This is a genomic window from Thiobacillus sp. (assembly GCF_024708915.1).
The window spans coordinates 1-17,840 of sequence record NZ_JANJXQ010000006.1; the positions used below are offsets into that span (position 1 = coordinate 1).

General features: G+C 60.0%; 22 protein-coding genes. 15 read left to right on the plus strand and 7 right to left on the minus strand.

Features of this window, described 5'->3' with window-relative positions; all coding sequences use genetic code 11:
• Both Q0L94_RS00670 and Q0L94_RS00675 read right to left on the minus strand, forming a co-directional pair.
• The coding region (locus Q0L94_RS00670) for a diguanylate cyclase (protein WP_296749118.1) at nucleotides 1-2,543 on the minus strand (2,543 nt) is incomplete at its 3' end.
• Nucleotides 2,544-2,754: 211 nt separating this feature from the next.
• Nucleotides 2,755-3,213, minus strand: coding sequence for a glycine zipper 2TM domain-containing protein (locus Q0L94_RS00675; protein WP_296749120.1), 459 nt, complete (start codon nucleotides 3,211-3,213; stop codon nucleotides 2,755-2,757).
• A gap of 125 nt (nucleotides 3,214-3,338) precedes the next feature.
• Here Q0L94_RS00675 and Q0L94_RS00680 point away from each other — a divergent pair, with 125 nt between their 5' ends.
• The gene (locus tag Q0L94_RS00680) at nucleotides 3,339-4,436 is read left to right on the plus strand and encodes a mechanosensitive ion channel family protein (RefSeq protein ID WP_296749122.1); all 1,098 of its coding nucleotides are present in this window, start codon (nucleotides 3,339-3,341) and stop codon (nucleotides 4,434-4,436) included.
• A 284-nt stretch (nucleotides 4,437-4,720) separates the two neighbouring features.
• Nucleotides 4,721-4,981, plus strand: coding sequence for a translation initiation factor IF-1 (gene infA, locus Q0L94_RS00685; RefSeq protein ID WP_296749124.1), 261 nt, complete (start codon nucleotides 4,721-4,723; stop codon nucleotides 4,979-4,981).
• Between the two features lie 55 nt (nucleotides 4,982-5,036).
• On the opposite strand, the gene Q0L94_RS00690 is transcribed toward infA, so the two are convergent.
• A complete protein-coding gene (locus tag Q0L94_RS00690) occupies nucleotides 5,037-5,534 on the minus strand; it encodes a L,D-transpeptidase (protein ID WP_296749126.1) in 498 nt (165 codons plus the stop codon).
• The gene (tadA, locus tag Q0L94_RS00695; protein WP_296749128.1) at nucleotides 5,531-6,004 is read right to left on the minus strand and encodes a tRNA adenosine(34) deaminase TadA; all 474 of its coding nucleotides are present in this window, start codon (nucleotides 6,002-6,004) and stop codon (nucleotides 5,531-5,533) included. Before tadA ends, Q0L94_RS00690 begins: the two co-directional genes overlap by 4 nt.
• 57 nt (nucleotides 6,005-6,061) lie before the next feature.
• Here tadA and Q0L94_RS00700 point away from each other — a divergent pair, with 57 nt between their 5' ends.
• Entirely contained in the window at nucleotides 6,062-6,268 is a 207-nt protein-coding gene (locus tag Q0L94_RS00700; protein WP_296749130.1) for an AbrB/MazE/SpoVT family DNA-binding domain-containing protein, read from the plus strand.
• Nucleotides 6,265-6,642: a type II toxin-antitoxin system VapC family toxin gene (locus tag Q0L94_RS00705; protein WP_296749132.1), complete on the plus strand. Its 378-nt coding sequence runs from the start codon at nucleotides 6,265-6,267 to the stop codon at nucleotides 6,640-6,642. The genes Q0L94_RS00700 and Q0L94_RS00705 overlap by 4 nt, the downstream gene beginning before the upstream one ends.
• Before the next feature lie 17 nt (nucleotides 6,643-6,659).
• On the opposite strand, the gene Q0L94_RS00710 is transcribed toward Q0L94_RS00705, so the two are convergent.
• Complete coding sequence (locus Q0L94_RS00710; protein WP_296749134.1) at nucleotides 6,660-7,643, minus strand: integron integrase; 984 nt, start codon at nucleotides 7,641-7,643, stop codon at nucleotides 6,660-6,662.
• 137 nt (nucleotides 7,644-7,780) lie between these two features.
• Here Q0L94_RS00710 and Q0L94_RS00715 point away from each other — a divergent pair, with 137 nt between their 5' ends.
• The 6 genes from Q0L94_RS00715 (at nucleotide 7,781) to Q0L94_RS00740 (ending at nucleotide 11,004) form a co-directional block, all read left to right on the plus strand.
• Complete coding sequence (locus Q0L94_RS00715) at nucleotides 7,781-8,212, plus strand: GFA family protein (RefSeq protein WP_296749136.1); 432 nt, start codon at nucleotides 7,781-7,783, stop codon at nucleotides 8,210-8,212.
• A gap of 79 nt (nucleotides 8,213-8,291) precedes the next feature.
• Nucleotides 8,292-8,546, plus strand: a complete 255-nt coding sequence (locus tag Q0L94_RS00720; RefSeq protein WP_296749137.1) for a hypothetical protein — start codon at nucleotides 8,292-8,294, stop codon at nucleotides 8,544-8,546.
• A 128-nt stretch (nucleotides 8,547-8,674) separates the two neighbouring features.
• The gene (locus tag Q0L94_RS00725; protein WP_296749139.1) at nucleotides 8,675-9,067 is read left to right on the plus strand and encodes a hypothetical protein; all 393 of its coding nucleotides are present in this window, start codon (nucleotides 8,675-8,677) and stop codon (nucleotides 9,065-9,067) included.
• 458 nt (nucleotides 9,068-9,525) lie between these two features.
• Entirely contained in the window at nucleotides 9,526-9,795 is a 270-nt protein-coding gene (locus Q0L94_RS00730; protein ID WP_296749141.1) for a hypothetical protein, read from the plus strand.
• 118 nt (nucleotides 9,796-9,913) lie between these two features.
• A complete protein-coding gene (locus tag Q0L94_RS00735) occupies nucleotides 9,914-10,285 on the plus strand; it encodes a hypothetical protein (protein WP_296749143.1) in 372 nt (123 codons plus the stop codon).
• A 17-nt stretch (nucleotides 10,286-10,302) separates the two neighbouring features.
• The gene (locus Q0L94_RS00740) at nucleotides 10,303-11,004 is read left to right on the plus strand and encodes a hypothetical protein (RefSeq protein WP_296749145.1); all 702 of its coding nucleotides are present in this window, start codon (nucleotides 10,303-10,305) and stop codon (nucleotides 11,002-11,004) included.
• Nucleotides 11,005-11,474: 470 nt separating this feature from the next.
• Here the strand turns inward: Q0L94_RS00740 and Q0L94_RS00745 are convergent, their stop codons facing one another.
• Nucleotides 11,475-11,729, minus strand: coding sequence for a Txe/YoeB family addiction module toxin (locus tag Q0L94_RS00745; protein ID WP_296749147.1), 255 nt, complete (start codon nucleotides 11,727-11,729; stop codon nucleotides 11,475-11,477).
• Nucleotides 11,726-11,977 carry a type II toxin-antitoxin system prevent-host-death family antitoxin gene (locus Q0L94_RS00750; RefSeq protein WP_296749148.1) on the minus strand — a complete coding sequence of 84 codons (252 nt, stop codon included), beginning with the start codon at nucleotides 11,975-11,977 and terminating at the stop codon, nucleotides 11,726-11,728. Before Q0L94_RS00750 ends, Q0L94_RS00745 begins: the two co-directional genes overlap by 4 nt.
• Before the next feature lie 180 nt (nucleotides 11,978-12,157).
• Here Q0L94_RS00750 and Q0L94_RS00755 point away from each other — a divergent pair, with 180 nt between their 5' ends.
• From Q0L94_RS00755 to Q0L94_RS00775, 5 genes are all read left to right on the plus strand, one after another.
• A complete protein-coding gene (locus tag Q0L94_RS00755; RefSeq protein WP_296749150.1) occupies nucleotides 12,158-12,574 on the plus strand; it encodes a VOC family protein in 417 nt (138 codons plus the stop codon).
• Between the two features lie 76 nt (nucleotides 12,575-12,650).
• Entirely contained in the window at nucleotides 12,651-13,031 is a 381-nt protein-coding gene (locus tag Q0L94_RS00760) for a VOC family protein (protein WP_296749151.1), read from the plus strand.
• Nucleotides 13,032-13,571: 540 nt separating this feature from the next.
• Nucleotides 13,572-14,834 carry a Rieske 2Fe-2S domain-containing protein gene (locus Q0L94_RS00765; protein ID WP_296749153.1) on the plus strand — a complete coding sequence of 421 codons (1,263 nt, stop codon included), beginning with the start codon at nucleotides 13,572-13,574 and terminating at the stop codon, nucleotides 14,832-14,834.
• Nucleotides 14,835-14,946: 112 nt separating this feature from the next.
• Nucleotides 14,947-15,411 (plus strand): aromatic-ring-hydroxylating dioxygenase subunit beta, encoded by a 465-nt coding sequence (locus Q0L94_RS00770; protein WP_296749155.1) that lies wholly within the window; start codon nucleotides 14,947-14,949, stop codon nucleotides 15,409-15,411.
• Nucleotides 15,412-15,948: 537 nt separating this feature from the next.
• On the plus strand, nucleotides 15,949-17,840 hold a 1,892-nt coding region (locus tag Q0L94_RS00775; protein WP_296749157.1), incomplete at its 3' end, for a heavy metal translocating P-type ATPase.

The window sequence follows — 17,840 nt, forward strand, 5'->3', positions numbered from 1 at the left end:
TTGAACATCGCCTGGTGCAGGCGGTTCTGCAGCAGCAGGTGCTCGTGCGCCTGCCGGTTCATCTGCTCGTCGAAGAAGCGCCAGGTGTTGCGGCCGGCGTCCTTGGCGTTGTACATGGCGACGTCGGCCTTCTGCAGCAGGGTGTCGAAGTCGTCGCCGTCGTCGGGATGGATGGCGATGCCGATGCTGCAGGACGCGTTGAGGACATGGCCCTCGATTTCCGCCGGTTCCGCGATGCGGGCCAGGATCTCGTCGGCGATCCGCTCGACCGCCTCGATGTCGGGGACGTCGTTCAGCAGCAGGATGAATTCGTCGCCGCCCTGGCGGCAGATGGTGTCGGTCTCGCGCGTGCAGTGGCCGAGGCGGTTGACCACCTCGAGCAGCAGCTTGTCGCCGGCGGCGTGTCCGAGCGTGTCGTTCACCCGCTTGAACTTGTCGAGGTCGAGAAACATCAGCGCCACCCGGTCGCGCGCGCGCTCCGCCATCGCCAGCGCGTGCACGAAGCGGTCGCGCAGCAGGATGCGGTTGGGCAGACCGGTGAGCGCGTCGTGGTGGGCCAGGTACTCGATGTGCTCCTCGGCCATCTTGCGCTCGGTGATGTCGCGGTCCACCCCCTGGAAGCCGACCAGCCGGTCCTCTTCGAACAAGGGCGAGGCGCTCGACTCGAAGGTGCGCTCGCTGCCGTCGCGATGGCGCCAGCGCAGGCTGACGCCCTGCCAGCCCGCCTTGGCGGCCACGGCGTCGGTGAAGGTCCTGTCGAACAGCGCGAGATCGTCGGGATGGATCAGGCTGGCAGGGTCCAGTTCGAGGAATTCCTCGAGCGTGTAGCCCAGTGCGTTCGCGCCCTTCCGGTTGCTGTAGGTATGCCGGCGCTGCAGGTCGATGGCCCAGATCCAGTCGGCCGACTGGTCGGCCATCGCACGGAAGCGCGCCTCGCTCTCGCGCAGCGCGTCCTCGGCATGCTTGCGCTCGGTGATGTCCTGGCAGGCGCCGTATAGCCGGTGCTCGCCGTTCGTCCCCTGCACGGCCCGGGTGTAGGCGCGGATTTGGCGGATCGAGCCGTCGCGGGCGAGGATGCGCAGCTCGCACTCGCTGTGCTGCCCCGGCGGCAAAAACCTGATGTTGAGGTCGAACGCGAGGCGGTCGTCCGGGTGCACGTGGCATCGCCAGCAGCCGCGCTCGAGGATCTCGTCGACCGAATAGCCGAACGCCCGCCCGGCGGATGCCGTCGCCCAGTCGACGACGAGCGCGCCCTCCGTGGTCTTCACGCAGGAATACAGCAGATCGGTCGCCACGCTCGAGATCAGCCGCAGCCGCTCCTCGCTCTCGCGCAGGGCCGTCAGCGCCGCGCGATGGTCGATGGCCATGCCGAGGTCGGCGGCCAGCTTTTCCAGCAGCACGACCTTGCCCTCCCCGAAGGCCTGCACGTCCTGGCTGTAGACGTTGAGCGTGCCGATGACCCGCCCGTGCGCGCACAGCGGCGTCGCGGCCGACGAGCGGATGCCGTGTGCCTGCGCCTGCTCGCGCCACGGCGCGAATTGGGGATTGCTGTCGGTGTCGTTGTTGACGACGGTGCGGCCCTGGCGGATCGCCGTCCCGGTCGGCCCCTGGCCCTGGGGCGAGTCGTCGCAGCGGATGTCCGCGTGCGCCAGGTAGCCCGGCTCGAACCCGGCTTCGGCGGCCGGCTGCACCGTTACGCCGTCCTCGGCGACCAGCCCGATCCACGCCATGCGGAACAGGTTCTCGCGCACCAGCTCCTGGCAGATGCGCACCATCAGGTCGGCCTCGGACAGGTCCGCCAGCAGCATCTCGTTGACCGCCGCGATGATCTGCAGCAGCAGGTTGCGCTGCCGCATGCGCAATTCGCCGCGCTTGAGCCCGGTCACCTCGCGCAGGCTGCCGAGCACGCGCACCGGCCGGCCGTCGGCGTCGCGCTCGACCACCTCGCCGCGGTTCCGCACCCAGATCACGCTGCCGTCCGCATGCCGGATGCTGTGCTCGCACTCGAAGGCCGACTGGCCGCCATGGCAATCGCGGACCCCGGCCAGCATCCCACTCTGCTCCTCGCAGCTCAGGCACGACTGGGTGTCCTGCCAGCCGTGCTCCAGCCGGCTTTCGTCGAGGCCCATCAGCCGCGCCCACTGCGCGTTGTGGCGCACCCGCCCGGTGCGCAGGTCCCAGTCCCAGACCCCTTCTCCGATCAGGTCGACGGCGCGGGCGAGATAGTCGGTGTCGCCGCCGCGGCGCACCGTGGGGTCGCCTTTCTGCGCCTTCTTCACGGCGCTCGGGTCCTGCCCCTCGGCGAGCAGGGCCTTGGCTGCGCGCCGCCGCTTCCGCGCCTCGGCCAGCGTGACCTCCGGATAGACGCCCAGCGCCAGCGTCTTGCGCTTGCCATCGAAACGGTAATCCAGCCGCCAGTAACGCGAACCGTCCGGCCGCAGCAGCAAATACATGCCGCCGCCATCGGCCAGCTTGGTCGGTCTGTCGGCTGCCGGGGTCTGACGGATACGACTCTCGGTAAGGGGGGCGGCACTACGGGCCATAAGGCAGGCGGTCGGCTATTTTCGAGCCGGCATCCTACCCGCCAGATGCCGTCACGAGTACCGCCAATAAGGCCCGCAGCGAATAGTACAAACGACAGCAAAAAACCACATAATAATTAATGTTTTCATCACGATAGAGCTGTCGAACACAGCGCCATTCCATTCCTCGACGGCGCGCGGCACACGCCCGGCGAATGGCTGCGCCGCCGCTTCAGCGCGGCACCACGCGGGCGTTCTCGCCGCTGCCTTCGACGCGCACACTCATGCCATCGCGCAGGCGCCCATCCATCGGCTGCACGATCGTCACGCGTCCTCCGGTCTTCATGTCGACCGTAACGCGCTGCGCATCCGCCTTATGGATTTTGCTTTCGGCATAGGTTCCGGCCAGGCCGCCCAAGACCGCCCCTGCCACCGTGGCCGTGGTGCTGTCGCCCACTCCCGCGCCGAGAATGCCGCCCGCCACGGCGCCCGCCGCCGTTCCCACCCCCAGCTTGTACTTGTCGTCCACCTCGATGTTTTCCAGCTTGGCTATAGTGCCGTCGCGATCCGTCTGGCTCGCCACGGCACCGTCCGTCGCGCCATATTTCGGCCCGCCCAGGCTGCCCATATCAGCGCAGCCTCCCATCAAGGCAACCGTCAAGACAACGGGCAATGCGATCCTGTGGTTCATGGCTCGACTCCTTGGGATTTTGGACATTCAGTATAGGAAATGGGCTGCACAAAGGACCCGCCGGGGCAGATCGATTTCCGGCTTTGCACTAGAATCGGCCGGACACCACCCCCCTCCCTCCCCACATGAGCGATCTGGCCAAACAACTCGGTTTCGAATTCCTCGCTGCTTCCTGGCTACCCCAGGTTCTGACGGTGATTGCCGCGATCCTCGCCATCAACATCGGCGCCTACTACCTGCTGCGTCATATCGAAAAGGTCGCCGCACGCTCCACGGCCATTTGGGATGACGCCCTGATCAAGGCCAGCCGCAAACCGCTGACGCTGATCCTGTGGGTGACAGGCACGGCCCTCGTCATCCAGATCGTGCATCAGCAACACGGCATGCCCGTTCCCGACTTCGTCGGACTTGCCCGCGACACACTGATCGTCGCCGCCTTCGCGTGGTTTCTGTGGCGCCTGATTGGCAATGCCGCGCGCAACATCCTGGTGCGCCGCGCGGCGGCGGGCAAGGAGGTGGACCGCACCACGGTCGATGCGCTGTCCAAGCTGGGCCGGGGCAGCGTCGTCATCCTCGCCGCCCTGATCATCCTGCAAACGCTGGGGTTCAGCATTTCCGGCGTGCTGGCTTTCGGCGGCATCGGCGGGATCGCGGTGGGGTTTGCCGCCAAGGACATGCTGGCCAACTTCTTCGGCGGCCTCACCATCTATCTGGATCGCCCCTTTATCGTGGGCGAATGGATCCGCTCGCCGGACAAGCAGATCGAAGGCACGGTGGAACACATCGGCTGGCGCCACACCCGCGTGCGCGCCTTCAACAAGAATCCGATCTACGTGCCGAATGCCCTGTTCTCTACCATCGTGGTGGAGAACCCCACCCGCATGACCCACCGGCGCATCAAGGAAACCATCGGCATCCGCTACACCGACCTCGACAAGATGGCCGCCATCGTCGCCGACGTGAAGGCCATGCTGCAGGCCCACCCCGAGATCGACTCCGATGCCACCCTGATCGTCAATTTCAACCAGTTCGGCGTGTCGTCGCTCGATTTCTTCGTCTACACCTTCACCAAGACCGTCCAATGGGTGCACTACCACGAGGTCAAGCAGGATGTGCTGCTGAAAATCGCCGCCATCATCCAGGCCCACGGCGCGGAAATCGCCCTCCCCACCCGCACCTTGCATATCGAATCCGGCACGGACGAGCCGCAACCCGTTCTCTAGAAAGGGGCTTCCTGCCTGCCGCGCCGCCGTTTCGGGCACGCGGCAGCGCCACACGCACACCTCGCCAGCCTTGCCAATACGGGCCTTGAGGCCCATACTGCCCTGCAAATCGATCTTTGGTCAGTCTCCTCTGCCCCTCGCGGGTACCTTGTCGGCTCTCCTCTTTGGCATTTTCACCGCGCGCCACGGCGCGGTTGCCGCAGCCCCCAACTGCGATCTTTTGCACACCCATTCGCCGGCGCACGGCAATCCGCGCCTCCGGCCCATCATGAGGAACACATCCTATGTCGAAAGAAGAACTTGTAGAAATGGAAGGCGTCGTCAACGAAGTGCTGCCGCAGACCCGTTTCCGCGTCACCCTGGATAACGGCTTCGAGATCACCGCCTACGCTTCCGGCAAAATGCGCAAGCATCGCATCCGCATCCTGGCCGGCGACAAGGTCACCATCGAAATGTCGCCCTACGATCTGACCAAGGGCCGCATCAACTTCCGCCACAAGGACGCCACCTCCGGGCCGCGGCCTGCCCCCCAGAAACGATACTGAATTACGCGGGAAAGCCCCCAGGGCTGTTTTTCAGCTGCCCCGACGGCAGCCTGCCTCATGCGCTGATGCGCACCACTGTCCCCACCTTCACCAGATCGAACAGTTCGGCCACGTCCGCATTCTTCATGCGGATGCAGCCATGCGATGCCGGCGTGCCGAGCTTGTGTTCCTCGTTGGTGCCGTGGATGTAGATATAGCGGTTGCGGGTGTCCACCGTGCCGCCCTGGTTTTTGCCCGCTTCCAGACCTTCCAACCACAGGATGCGCGTCAGGATCCAGTCGCGCCCGGGGTTCGCCGCGTCGAGCTCGGGGGTCCAGATTTCGCCTGTCGGTTCGCGTGATTTGAAGGCCGCACACAGCGGCGCGCCGGCGCCGATCTTTTCCGCGATGCGGTGGCGCCCGCGCGGCGTGCGATAGCTGCCGTTCTGCTCCCCCGCCCCGCTGGCCGCGGTGGAAACCGGATACTGGCGGATCAGCATGTCGCCGTCGGGAAAGGGCTCCCACAGGTACAACTGCTGCAGGCGCATATCCACCTCGATCACCAGATCGCTCATTGCGCTGCCTCCTTTTTCTGCTGCCGGCGTGCCTCGAAGAAGCCCGAGATCACCGCCGCGCAGTCGTCCGCCAGCACCCCGCCGGAAATCTCGCAATGGTAGTTGAGACGCGGCTCGGCAAAGATGTCGACGATGCTGCCGTGCGCGCCGGTCTTGTACTCCTTTGCGCCGTACACCACCCGCGCCACCCGCGCATGCAGGATCGCCCCCGCGCACATCACGCACGGTTCCATCGTCACGTACAGCGTGCAGTCCACCAGCCGGTAATTGCCCAGCCGCCCGGCCGCATCGCGCAATGCCATCACCTCGGCGTGCGCCGTGGGGTCATGGCTCGAAATCGGCTGGTTGAAGCCACGGCCGACGATCTCGCCACCGCACACCACCAGCGCCCCCACCGGCACCTCGCCCGCCTCCCAGCCCCGGCGCGCCAGTTGCAGCGCGGCACGCATGTAGTCTTCGTCTACGATCATGCTGTTGTCCGATCTAATGTATTACGCTATGTTAGTGTAATACGTAAGGAGTTTTGTATGACAACCATCACCGTTTCCACCAAATTCCAGGTCGTCATCCCACGCGATCTACGTCTCCAGCTGAACATCCAGCCCGGCCAAAAACTCAAAGCGCGCATCCAGGGCGACCACATCGAACTGATCCCCGAACAGCCTATCTCTGCCGCACGCGGTTTTCTGCCCGGGATCGACACCCATATCGAGCGCGAGGACGACCGCGTATGAACGTGGTCGACTCCTGCGGCTGGCTGGAGTATTTCGCCAACGGCAGCAATGCCGGTTTCTTCGCCCCCATTCTCGAAGCCACGGAATCCCTCATCGTTCCCAGCCTGTCCGTATTCGAAGTCTGCAAGCGCGTTGCCCTGTTGCGTGGCGAACCGGCTGCCCACCAGGCGGCCGACTTCATGTCGCGGGGCGAAATCGTCGGCCTGAATGCCGATACCGCGCTGGCCGCCGCACTCTACTCGGCCAAGCACCAGCTTCCCATGGCCGACAGCATTATTCTGCTCACCGCCTGGGAATACCAAGCCATCCTGTGGACACAGGATGCCGACCTGAAAGGCCACAAGGGCGTCAAATACAAGGCAAAAAACGCCTGATCCCGCCGGCTCCAGGTTTACCCATCCAGGGGGCTCAACACCCCGTGCCCGCCCTTGTTCAATACATGGGTGTAAATCATCGTCGTCGCCACATCCTTATGGCCCAGCAGTTCCTGAATCGTGCGGATGTCCTGCCCGCGCTCCAGTAGATGCGTGGCGAACGAATGCCTCAGCGTATGCGGCGTCGCCGGTTTGGCCAGGCCCGCCGCCTGCACCGCCCGCTTCATCGCGCGCTGCAGCAGCTTTTCGTCGAGATGATGTCGGCGTTCTTCGCCACTGCGCGGGTCGATCGAATAGCTGCCCGAAGGAAACACATACTGCCAGCCCCACTCCGTCGGCGCATTCGGATACTTGCGTGCCAGTGCATCCGGCAGATAAACCGCGGCCTTGCCCGCCTGCAAATCCCGCTCGAACACCTCGCGTCGCCATGCCAGATGCGCCTGCAAATCGGCCTTCACCGATTCGGGCAGCATGGTCACCCGATCTTTCGCCCCCTTGCCATCGCGCACCACGATCTCACCGCGCGTGAATTCCACATCCTTCACCCGCAACCGGATCACCTCCATCAAGCGCATCCCCGTGCCGTAAAGCAGACGCGCCAGCAGTCCGTACACTCCCTCCATTTTCCCCAGCACCGCCCGCACCTCGTCGCGCGTCAGCACCACCGGCAAATGCCGCGGGCGCTTGGCGCGCGTCACCTTGTCCAGCCAGGGCAACTCGATACCCAGCACCTCGCGGTACAGAAAAAGCAGCGCCGACAAAGCCTGATTCTGCGTCGCCGCCGCCACATTGCCCTCCACCGCCAGATGCGTCAGAAACGCTTCGACTTCCTGCGTGCCCAGGTCACGCGGATGGCGCTTGCCGTGGAACAGAATGAAACGCCGAATCCACTGCACATATTGCGTCTCGGTGCGAATGCTGTAATGCTTGACCCGAATCCGGTCACGTACCTGATCGAGAAGTTTGGGGGATGGGGAGGACGGTGTGTCTGCTGGCGACATATATCCCCCTATTAATAATGAGAAACCATACAAATCAAATATATCATGAAGCCTGCTCCTGTTTTATACACCTTGTTTGAAACTATATATACACCTTACAAGGTGTATATTGCACGTTAGGCATCATTGGAGAGCACATGCACGGTCAATGCCTATGCGGACAAGTTGAGTTTGAAATTGACGGAAGTCGTTTCAAGCTTTATCAGTGCCATTGCTCACTTTGCCGCAGGCAGGGCGGGTCAATGTCCAATGCGGCCACTATTGTTGCCAATAACCACTTTCATTGGCTTGGCGGTGCTGAGTTAATTTCTTCGTGGAAAAACGAAGGCCGGTTTCGCTCCGACTTTTGCTCTACCTGTGGTTGTCCAGTACCCAATCCACTCCGGAACATGCCCTATTTCTGGATTCCCGCCGGCTTGCTTGAAGACAGCGGCAAGCTGGAAGTCGTTGCCCACCTGTGCGTTGCATCCAAAGCCTCGTGGGACTCCGTTCCCCTCCAAGGAGCTCTTTATGACGAACTGCCAAATCTATCTGAGTTCATCAGCCTTCTGCATGCAGACAACGCCTAACATGGCGTTCGAGAGGGACGCGCCAAAAGCGGCGCGCCCCTCAGCTTTACGTTAGGCATTCACCCAAAGGGGGTACTTGATGGACAACATAAGCAAGGCAATTCTCTCTGTTATTGCAGTGGCTCTTTGCGTCATTGCTTTCAAACTTTTGAACCCCGGCGGCTCATTTGTAGGTGCCCCTACCTTTGGTGATTTCATTGCTTTGAGAGACATCAAAGACCCAGAACAGCGAAAAGAAGCACATCTGAGGCTTATGAAGAGCCTTCCTCTGGTTCGTGTTCAGGGCGGGACAATTGATGCTGATGTTTCCGGCAACGTCAGCATTGATAACTGATAGAAGAAACGGGGGTACATAAAATGCCTAACACTGCATTCGAGCGGGACGCGCCAAAAGCGGCGCGCCCCTCAATTTGAACGTTGGGCGTCACAATAGTCAGCGCGCATACCTACTGAGGCTTAAAAATGACCAGTACTCCCGTCTTCTTCGTTCCAGCAGCAACCGCCGAGACTCAGGAGCAAGTGTTCGGTGAGTTCGCAAAGTGGTGCGGTGTTTCGGCGCCGCCAGCCGAAAGGCGCATCTATTCCATAGTGTTTGTCCACGACGGCGACGTCTGGACCGCCACAGTTGGCGAATCACTTCAAGGAGAGCGCACTCGAACAACGAAAGTTCGGGGGCAGAAAGTTGAACGAACCAGTCACGTCAGTGATCCGGCGCTCGTCTTAGCCATCTTTCCCGGCTCGCCGTTCATGGTCGTGACGAACCACAAGATTGCGGGCAACGTCGGGTCACGCTGGGAAAATCCCTTTCTCGCGGGCCAACCCAGGTCCGTAACGTACTTCGCGGTCCAACAGTGACGCCCAACCCTGCGGTCCACCGGACGCTGCGCGATAAAGCCGCGCAGCGCCGGTGACCTCCACGTTAGGCGCATCTATTGTGGAAAACACTCCAGGCCATCACCTCTGCCAAAAATGTGGCGCTGCAATGGAACAAGAAGCGCGCCAGCAGCGTAGCTTGATCGATGTAATCGGGGCGTCTGTCCTATCGCTTCTAATCCTTGGTTTTGCATTTCTTTTCTTGAGCGTCTTTGGCATAGGGGGCGGGCGTTACGGAGCGGTTGTTATCCTCGGGGTACCAGCGTTCCTAATCTGGGCGATATGGCACATGGTGGGTTCGCACCCAAAGGTTTCATGGCTCTGCCCGTCCTGCAGTCCGAAGGAATGATGTTGCCAGCTCTCATCTCCTTCACGCCTAACCCACCATTCAAGCGGGACGCGCTAAAGCGCGCCCCTTAATTCAAACGTTAGGCGATTAAATGAAACTCTGGCGCGATCAGCCCAACAATTGGAATTGGAAGCCATCCGTTAAGGAAATGACTTTCATTTGGCTCGGCTTTGGGGGCGTCTTTTATCTACTGGCCTTTTCTGCTTATTCATCGCCATCGCAATCCTCTCGTACTGGGCGCTGGGGTTGGCTGCATGAAATATTTTTCAACGCATTCGGTGCCAACGGAGACATAGTTCTGTACTCCGCCGCTGGAACCGCATGCGTTGTGGCTAGCATTTTTGTTTACAGGAAAGCGTGATATTCATGCGCTCATCGCCTAACCCCTCGTTCGAGTCGTTCGCTTCGCCCACTGGGACTGGCCGCCTGCGGCGTCCAGCCCCTCAACTCGAACGTTAGATTGCTCAGGAGAGATCAACGTGCGCATAGCTCTTTTCAAAGACAGCCAAGCGTCCTTTCTCCAAGACCTTGATGGCGCTGGCGTTCCCTACGAGGAGCTGAGGGTTCCACCAGGTCAGGTCATGGCTTCGGGAACTATGATCGTCATTGCACAAACCGCTGCAATAGCTGGCTCAATCGCTGCGGTTCTTGTTGCATGGCTCAAAGCACGTGCGAGTCGCAAGGTGATGCTCACGCTTCATGACAAGACGATTGTCCATCTAGAGGGCTATTCCGTAGAGCAGGTCCGGGAGCTGCTGCCGCTGGTGGATCACGGAGCAGCAATTGACACTAAACCGGCTGAGCAATCTAACAATTCATTCAAGCCGAACCCGCTTCGCGGGTCGGCTTAATTCAGGCGTTGGGCGTCATGAAAACCGTATTGGCTGCTGCTACTCAAAAGCTACGAAAAGCCGAGCGCGCCGGGTACATTCGCCGGGTTATGTGGCTGAGCTTTGAAGACAGGCTGCATTCCGTATTCTCTGAAATTGACAGCCAAGGAGTCGACGCAGGCGAACTTGGCAACTTCTACCTATCATCTTCCAAGCAGTCGTTTCCTGCATACGGCCAGCCGTATGTGTTCCGTTTCAACTCGCTGAATCAGGCCCAAGTTTCTGTGGGTTGGCGGCGTATGGGCGTATGGCACAGCCTTGGGAACGGAGAACTGCTGAAGCCTAATGAAGCTATGGAGAACGGTGCAGCCATTTCATTCTCTCAAGACATTACGGGGAAGATCATGGTGCTCCTCTCCCCGTACAAATCGGATGTTGCGAAAGTCAATGAAGACAATTTCATTCTCGTCTTTGGGGTCGAGCCAAATGACCTCACGGAAGAAAGAATTCGGAAGCTCTTCAAAATATTCTTTCGGTACTGTGCTGCAACCAGCATGGTGTCAGTCGGCTCCTACAGCGACTATGTTTTCAGGCTGTGGTTGGGGCTTCGAGATATCCGAAACAGAAAGATTCAGAAGGTCGCGATCCTCCGCTTCTTCGAAAAGGTGCTGATTGTTGGCCTTGCCGCCGCTGGAGTATGGGCAACGCTATACACGAGTTCAAAATGGCCCATCCACTGACGCCCAACCCGGCAGTCGAGCGGACCAGCGCGAAAAGCCGCGCAGGCCGCTCACTTCTACGTTAGAGGTTCCCTATGGGCGTTCTACTGATTTACCCACTTCTCTTCGTGTGCTTGGTCGTGCCACCCGTTTTGATCTATCGCTCGCCATCTTCAACTGGATGGCGAAAAACGGCGTGGGTGTCGGGGTGTTTCTTTTCTGCATTTGCGCCAATTGTTCTTTCATCTGTTGGGCTCGCTCTTGCAGTGAAGGTCGGCGGCTATGAGCGCTCTGTAAAGTCAATGCTTCACGGCCCAGAGGCCTCTGTTATGGCCATATCAAACATCGCCATGTTTGTTTTGCCTTGGGTCATTTATCGCATCTACAAAGCCAGATATGCGAAAAGCCACCCCTAACCCGGCGCTCAACCTCGCTCCCTTCGGTCGCTGGACGGCGCTAAAGCGCCGCCGGTTAGCTCTACGTTGGGCGTCTCAGTAATGGAAACGCAATTGGGCTATTTGGAGTTGGTCGCCTTCTACCCGATACACCATGCGGTGCTCATCCGTGATCCGGCGTGACCAAAATCCTGAGAGGGCATGTTTCAGCGGCTCGGGTTTGCCCACGCCGCTGAATGGTTCTCGCTGGGTTTCGCGAATCAGCTTGTTAATCCGCTCCACCATCTTCCTGTCCTGCTTCTGCCAATACAGATAGTCTTCCCATGCCTCGTCTGCGAAAACCAGCTTCACTTGGCCAGTTCCCGCTCAACGCCATTGCCGGCGTTCAATTGTGCTGCAGCCGAGAGAAGGCGCTTCGCGTTGGCAGGTGTGCGCAGCAGGTAGGCAGTTTCTTCCAGCGCCTTGTAGTCTTCGAGCGAGAGCATCACCACAGACTGCTCTCCGTTGCGGGTGATAATCAACGCTTCGTGGTCGTTGCAAACCCGGTCCATCGTGCTCGCCAAGTTCGCGCGCACCGTCGTGTAGGTAATCGCATCCATTTCGGGCTCCTTATATGTACATACTACTGTACATGCTTGCCGGCCGCTTGTCCACTGTTGGCGGACAGACGCCCACCCCCTCCGTCAACCGGACGCCCTAACCCGGCAGTCGAGCGGATCTGCGCGAAAGGCCGCGCAGGCCGCTCACTTCTACGTTGGGCCTAAAGAAGAACAGCGCACATGAAGCCACGAATCACAGTCATTACAATCGGCGTCAACGACCTCGAAGCGTCACTTCGGTTCTATCGTGAGGGTTTGGGTTTTCCCACCGAAGGCATCATTGGCAAAGAGTTTGAGTATGGGGCTGTTGTATTCATCCAACTTCAGCCCGGCTTGCGTCTAGCTTTGTGGCCTCGCAAGAGCATCGGGCATGACGCTGGGCTCGTCGTAGGCCCAATAAGTCCTACCGAAATGACGCTCGGCCATAACGTAGCGTCAAAAATGGAAGTAGATGCTGTAATGGAAAAAGCAAAAGCAGCGGGAGCCGTCATCGTCAAGGCTGCGCACGACACATTCTGGGGCGGCTACTCCGGTTACTTCCAAGACCCAGACGGTCATCTCTGGGAGGTCGTCTGGAATCCCCAATGGTCAGAGTGAGCATTAGGCCAAACAAGTCGCTCCAGGCGGCGCCAAAAAACGGCGCGCCTGAGCTTGGACGTTGGGCACCAAGAACATGAGCGAGAACGAGTACCGTCCGCCGGTTGGCGTCGCGCATGTAGTTCTGCATACGGACCGCATGGAAGATTCTGCTGAGTTCATGCGCACAATTGGTATGCGGTCCATATTCGATGGACCGGAAGTCTCCGTTTATGAAATGCGCGGCGGCACGCATTTAATCCTCATGCGGAAAGAGAAGATCGCTGCGGGTGAGGCACCGTTCGACCTCATGGTGGATGATCTGCACGCGACTCATCAGCGCTTTACGTCTTTGGGGCTTGCGCCGTCGCCGATTGAAGCCCGCCCAGCAATTGACCATGAGGTTTTCACGGTCCGCGAGCCTGCAGGACATGTCATCACATTTTTCTCAAGCCATGCTTCCGGCAAACCAACATGATGTCGAGCTTGGTGCCCAATAAAGCGCTCCAGCCGGCGTGGAATATCTGAAAGTCTTCGGTCTCTTTTCCTCACTGCTGTCGCTCATCAAACTGCTTTCTGCCAGGCAGCTTGCGGCACGGCATTCCCCCTCCGCAAGCGAGACATTTTGTAATCAAAAAAACACATTATGATCCGAATCAGGTATTTCGCGACGGCAGTTGCGCCTGGGGTTCTGCACGCGGAACCGGTTCGTATCGCGCCTTAAGACACACCTCGCGGCGGGTGCTATTGGCACCAATGATTCGCCGCCGCCAGATATAAATTTTCCAAATATATCAATAAGCAACAACGAAATTGAATTGGATTTCGTCTTGTCCAACCCCGGATTTTGCGGGTTCATGTTTACGCTTTATTCATCCCCCGATGGTTGCTCCGAAGGTTTGCGCACCCTTGCCCATGTAGCCTGGATGGAATTGGCATGTCTTTCGCTTTACGGAAATTACCATGCCATATTCGCATGGTTTTATCCTGAATCATTCAACATGAAGAGGACAATGCTATGTCACGCAACAGCCAACAGTGGGCACAAAAGCCCAGCCTTCCGCCGACGCATTACGCGGACCCGATGATTTACTCCGATCCGGCCATTTTTGAGGAGGAGAAAGAAAAAATTTTCAAGAAAGTCTGGATGCTTGCCATCCATGAAAGCGAAGTGGCCAATGCCAATGATTTTCGTACCTATCAACACCCGGGCGGCACTCGACTTGTGATTATGCGCGGAGAGGATATGAAGATCCGCACCTTCTACAACATCTGCACTCACCGCGGCAATCTCCTGGCTTATGAGCCTTCCGGCAACGCCAAGAAGCTGGTTTGCATTTTTCACCAGTGGGCATTCGATTCAAAAGGCGACTGTGTGGATATTCCTCGCGGGAAAGCCGGGTACCAGGAGCGCGTCTGTGAAAGCGATGTCGGCCTGAAGGAAGTGAGAACGGAAGTGGGCTACGGCGGTTTCGTGTGGGTCAACCTCGACGATTCCTGCGGCCCGCTTTCAGAGCATATCGGCTCGTCTCTGGATTACATGCTGCCGGAGCTGGAGGCGGAACCCCTGGAAGTATTGTGGTACTACCAGGCCACGCTGCGTACAAACTTCAAGCTGATCCACGACACCAACAGTGAGTTTTATCACGACTACCTGCACTACCATAATCGCATTACCGGCATGCTGGATCCGAAGTCGGGGTATTTCCAGCGTAAGTACACGGCCTTCCCCAACGGCCACGCTTCGGTCGGCTCAATGAATGTCTCGTACGACGCGTACACTGGCAGCGGCCATTCCAAGCTTGGCTGGCCAAAATTGCCTACCAATGGCTGGAAGCTGGTGGACCTTTTTCCGTGCATCACGTTCAACCTGCGCACTTCCGTATTACGGATCGATTCCTATATTCCGCTCGGCCCGGATCATGTCATTCTCGAGTTCCGCATACTGGGCCTCAAGAGCGATACCCCGGAAATACGCCAACAGCGCGAGAAAGATGCGGCCACGATCTGGAGCCCATTCGGTCGCAACCTGCACGAAGACCTGCTGGCTTCTTCCGGGCAGGGGATGGCCATGGCCAAGGGCAGCGATCCCATGCATGTGCTGCATGCGCGCGAGGAAGACCTGACGATCCACGACGAGGTCGGCATGCGCCACTATCTCGAGGAATGGAGTAAGCGGATGGGCCGCAGCTCCTCCGATCCAATGCACCCGGCAACAGCGCCAAAGCAGCAAACGGCCGCTCCAATGCCCCAAACGAAAGACGTTGCGCAACCAGCCTGACGTCCTGCCAGTTTGAATGATGGACGTTTTTAAAGTCCGATCCGAAGGGCAGGAAAACTGGATACAGCAGCAACTACACAGTTATTTTCAAACGATATTTAAGGAGCAAATCATGAACGCTGACAGAGCTACCGTTGAAGAGCTGGTTTATCAGACGTGCACAGCACTGGATCGGAACGACTATCCGGAGTTCCTTGGGTTGTGCGATAAGCAATTCGAATACAAAGTCACCACTTTCAGCCCGGAAATCAAGAGGGACATGACGTGGCTGGACCATAACCGGGCCGAGATGGAGGAGCTTTTCCATACTTTACCCAAGCACAACAGCGACCACGCACCGCTTACGCGCAATGCGGTCGTATATAAGGTCAGCTACGACGAAGGCAAGAAGCAGGCAAACGTAGTGACTGCCCTGCAGATATTCAGAACCAGTCTGGACGGGGGCGCGACCCAGCTGTTCGCAGTTGGAAAGTATTACGACACGGTCTCGCTCGATAGTGAAAAACCCATCCTGGTGAAGCGGCACGTCAAGCTCGATACCCGCGATCTGGGCTGGGGAAACCACATCCCGTTCTGACTTTTTCTGCGTATGTCCAAGCGGTCACGTGCACTCCCGGTACGCGCATCCTGGTCCATAGCCCTCGCCATCGAGTACGGTGTCGAGGGCGTTCTCACGGACCCTGATCTCAAGTTCATTGCCGCCCCCTGCCCGGCTGGACGTAGCGTCTTTCATGCATGGCCGCATTGGAAGGCGCGAAATCATGCCACATGAAGTGAATACACGGTATGCCGTGCAAGGGATGCCTGGGGGAGCCGCAGCCTCAGGTGACAGCCCGCCGGTGCATCCCTCAAGACACACGGCGGGCATTGCAATTGGCCGGGCAGCCTCCAAAAAGATGAGCTAACCTTCGGAACGCAAAACTGTCGGCAAAGGGTGAACGATGAGTTCTGAACGGCAAACGCCAGGGATCGCCTGCCCGCCCAACTGGCCGTACTGCCTGCTCAACGAAGCGACTCCAGCTGCTGTGCCCGATTTGCGCCGTCCGGATGGCGAGTCGTGTTTCAGCGTTCGAGGGATAACAGAGCGCTTATCCACTTTCGAGGAGACGGCAGCATGAGCAAGACCACCCACCACGCTCACGGCCACGCAGCCGGGTCGAGCGCGGGCCATGAGGCACACGGCGGACACGGGAAAACAGCCGCCAGCCATGCGGGCCACGACCGGCACGCAGGCCACACCCCGGAGATGTTCCGCGACAGGTTCTGGCTCTCCCTGATCCTCACCATTCCGGTCGTCATCTGGGCAGAGCATATCCAGATGCTTTTTGGCTACGTCGCCCCCGTGTTTCCCGGATCGGCCTGGATATCCCCGGTGCTCGCCACCATCGTCTTCCTCTACGGCGGACTGGTCTTTCTGAAAGGGGCATGGCACGAGCTGAAGGCGCGGTTGCCGGGGATGATGACCCTGATATCCCTGGCGATCACGGTGGCGCTGGTTTTCTCGTGGATCGTACAGCTCGGCCTGATCCAGGCGGACCCCATCTGGTGGGAGCTGGCCACCCTGGTCACCATCATGCTGCTGGGCCACTGGATCGAGATGCGCTCGATCTCGCGCGCGCAGGGTGCGCTGCAGGAGCTCGCGAAGCTGCTTCCGGACACCGCGACCCGGATCACCGATCAGGGCGAAGAGACGGTTCCGGTCAGCGCGCTGCGCGAGGGCGACATCGTGCTGGTCCGCCCCGGCGAGAGTGTGCCCGCCGACGGCGTGATCCGGAAAGGCACCAGCGACCTCAACGAGGCCATGATCACCGGCGAATCCAGGCCGGTGAAAAAGCAGGAAGGTGATGGTGTCATCGCTGCAACGATCAACGGCGAGGGGTCGCTGCGCATCGAGGTCACGGGCACGGGTGAGAAGACCAAGCTGTCCGGAATCATGCGGCTCGTGGCCGATGCGCAAACGTCCAAATCCAGGGCACAGCATCTGGCCGATCGCGCAGCCCGGGTGCTGACCGGGGTGGCCATTGCCGCGGCGGCGCTCACGCTGGTTGTCTGGCAGGCGCTGGGGGCGTCCCTCGATTTCTCGATTGTCCGGGTGGTGACCGTCCTGGTGATTGCCTGTCCGCATGCGCTCGGCCTGGCGGTGCCGCTGGTCGTCGCCATCTCAACGACCCTGGGCGCACGAAACGGCCTGCTGGTGCGGGATCGGCGCGGCCTGGAAGAAGCCCGCAACCTGGACACCGTAATTTTCGACAAGACCGGCACGCTCACGCTGGGGGAATTCCGCGTGGTTGAAATGGCGGTTGACGAAAGCCTGTCGAGGCAGGATGCGCTCCGGATCGCGGCCGGGGTGGAGTCCGAATCCGAGCATCCCATCGCCCGCGGGATCGTCAAGACGGCAGAGGAGCAGAAGCTCGACCTGCCCCCGGCGGATGGCTTCCGGGCGGTGACGGGGAAAGGGGTCGCCGCCTCGATCGAGGGGGTCGAATATCACATGGGCGGCCCCGCGCTGCTGACGGCAGAAAACGCGCAGGTGCCGGAAGCGCTCCGCACGGCCGCCGAAGCGGCTGCCCGTCGCGGGCAGGCGGCCATCTATCTGCTGCGGGACGGCCAGGCGCTGGCGGTTTTCGCGGTGGCCGATGCCATCCGCGAGGAGAGTCGCGAGGCGATACGCGCACTGCACGAGCGGGGAATCGAAGTGGCGATGCTCACTGGCGACGCACAGGCGGTGGCGGACGCCGTCGCCGCAGAGCTGGGGATCGACCGGGTGTTCGCCCAGGTCCTGCCCGAGGACAAGGCCTCGAAGGTGCGCGAACTGCAAGCTCAGGGCAAGAAAGTTGCGATGGTGGGTGACGGAGTGAACGATGCCCCTGCCCTGGCCACCGCCGATGTCGGGATCGCAATCGGCGCGGGGACCGACGTCGCGGTGGAAGCCGGACACATCGTGCTCGTGCGCTCCGACCCGCGCGACATCCCGAAAATCGTCGAACTGTCGCGTGTGACCTACCG

Bases quoted from the DNA above. Each gene is read 5' to 3' on its own strand.
- Q0L94_RS00675 (WP_296749120.1), bottom strand. From the start codon at position 3,213: ATGAACCACAGGATCGCATTGCCCGTTGTCTTGACGGTTGCCTTGATG.
- Q0L94_RS00680 (WP_296749122.1), top strand. From the start codon at position 3,339: ATGAGCGATCTGGCCAAACAACTCGGTTTCGAATTCCTCGCTGCTTCC.
- infA (WP_296749124.1), top strand. From the start codon at position 4,721: ATGTCGAAAGAAGAACTTGTAGAAATGGAAGGCGTCGTCAACGAAGTG.
- Q0L94_RS00690 (WP_296749126.1), bottom strand. From the start codon at position 5,534: ATGAGCGATCTGGTGATCGAGGTGGATATGCGCCTGCAGCAGTTGTAC.
- tadA (WP_296749128.1), bottom strand. From the start codon at position 6,004: ATGATCGTAGACGAAGACTACATGCGTGCCGCGCTGCAACTGGCGCGC.
- Q0L94_RS00700 (WP_296749130.1), top strand. From the start codon at position 6,062: ATGACAACCATCACCGTTTCCACCAAATTCCAGGTCGTCATCCCACGC.
- Q0L94_RS00705 (WP_296749132.1), top strand. From the start codon at position 6,265: ATGAACGTGGTCGACTCCTGCGGCTGGCTGGAGTATTTCGCCAACGGC.
- Q0L94_RS00710 (WP_296749134.1), bottom strand. From the start codon at position 7,643: ATGTCGCCAGCAGACACACCGTCCTCCCCATCCCCCAAACTTCTCGAT.
- Q0L94_RS00715 (WP_296749136.1), top strand. From the start codon at position 7,781: ATGCACGGTCAATGCCTATGCGGACAAGTTGAGTTTGAAATTGACGGA.
- Q0L94_RS00720 (WP_296749137.1), top strand. From the start codon at position 8,292: ATGGACAACATAAGCAAGGCAATTCTCTCTGTTATTGCAGTGGCTCTT.
- Q0L94_RS00725 (WP_296749139.1), top strand. From the start codon at position 8,675: ATGACCAGTACTCCCGTCTTCTTCGTTCCAGCAGCAACCGCCGAGACT.
- Q0L94_RS00730 (WP_296749141.1), top strand. From the start codon at position 9,526: ATGAAACTCTGGCGCGATCAGCCCAACAATTGGAATTGGAAGCCATCC.
- Q0L94_RS00740 (WP_296749145.1), top strand. From the start codon at position 10,303: ATGAAAACCGTATTGGCTGCTGCTACTCAAAAGCTACGAAAAGCCGAG.
- Q0L94_RS00750 (WP_296749148.1), bottom strand. From the start codon at position 11,977: ATGGATGCGATTACCTACACGACGGTGCGCGCGAACTTGGCGAGCACG.
- Q0L94_RS00755 (WP_296749150.1), top strand. From the start codon at position 12,158: ATGAAGCCACGAATCACAGTCATTACAATCGGCGTCAACGACCTCGAA.
- Q0L94_RS00760 (WP_296749151.1), top strand. From the start codon at position 12,651: ATGAGCGAGAACGAGTACCGTCCGCCGGTTGGCGTCGCGCATGTAGTT.
- Q0L94_RS00765 (WP_296749153.1), top strand. From the start codon at position 13,572: ATGTCACGCAACAGCCAACAGTGGGCACAAAAGCCCAGCCTTCCGCCG.
- Q0L94_RS00770 (WP_296749155.1), top strand. From the start codon at position 14,947: ATGAACGCTGACAGAGCTACCGTTGAAGAGCTGGTTTATCAGACGTGC.